The sequence below is a fragment of the Alteromonas profundi genome (assembly GCF_010500865.1).
Taxonomy (GTDB): Bacteria; Pseudomonadota; Gammaproteobacteria; order Enterobacterales; family Alteromonadaceae; genus Alteromonas; species Alteromonas profundi.
In genome coordinates this window covers 1-781 of the sequence record NZ_JAAAWN010000088.1, presented here as the reverse complement: position 1 = coordinate 781, position 781 = coordinate 1, and the positions used below count along the sequence as shown (strand labels likewise).

Genomic DNA, 781 nt, shown 5'->3' with positions numbered 1-781 from the left:
GATATTTCATGGTAAGCACGCACCTAACAAAAAAATTAAGTTCGCCCGCTTCGCGGGCTGGGACGCATACACGCAGGGCGGCTTCGCCATTATGCCCTACGTGCCTGCGCCCCTTATTTAAAAGTTATGTGCTTCTATGAAATTTAAACCACCTTTCCATGAAAAAGTATTAGAACTCGCTTTAGTAATAACCAATGAGTCATCTACAAAGGACTATTGGGAAGCTCATAATCAATTGAGAACCATCTGTGAAACTCACGAAAACACTATATTAGACCACCCATTTCAATGGGAGACTCTGGCCGATTTCACTAAGAATAATGATGAAAGAATGTCTGTTTACCTAAAAGCGATTCAGCTGGCCAAAGAGCAGACTCAACAAGAATACATCGCATCCATTGCTAAAGAATTGGCAGAGTTATATTTGGAACAAAATGACATCAGTCAGGCTTTAGCATATTCTAAACTTTCCAAAAACGCTTTGACGCACTTTGAAGACACAGAACTACTAAAGGAAGTTGAAGATATTGAGAAAAGGATATTTCGAATACGCACATAACAACTCAATAAACTCACTCACTTCGTTCGCTGGGACGCATACACGCAGGGCGGCTTCGCAATTATGCCCCACGTGCCTGCGCCCGTTATTGAAAAGTTATATGCCACTAGGAAAACCTAACTCATGGTTTACTTATTAGCTGGGATTGTGTGTGTTCATTTGGCTTGGGCATTTTTTAATACTCTAGCTGTTAACAGCACATTGTTTATCAATAATAGCTCT

Annotated in this window: 1 protein-coding gene; it reads left to right on the top strand. The window is 40.7% G+C overall.

The features are described 5' to 3' along the window. Positions 1-136: 136 nt before the first annotated feature. On the top strand, positions 137-559 hold the full coding sequence (locus GTH32_RS19280; RefSeq protein WP_163088812.1) for a hypothetical protein: 423 nt from the start codon (positions 137-139) through the stop codon (positions 557-559). The last annotated feature ends 222 nt before the right edge of the window (positions 560-781 follow it).

Excerpts from the sequence above, each read along its gene's own strand:
- GTH32_RS19280 (WP_163088812.1), top strand. The coding sequence starts at position 137 with ATGAAATTTAAACCACCTTTCCATGAAAAAGTATTAGAACTCGCTTTA.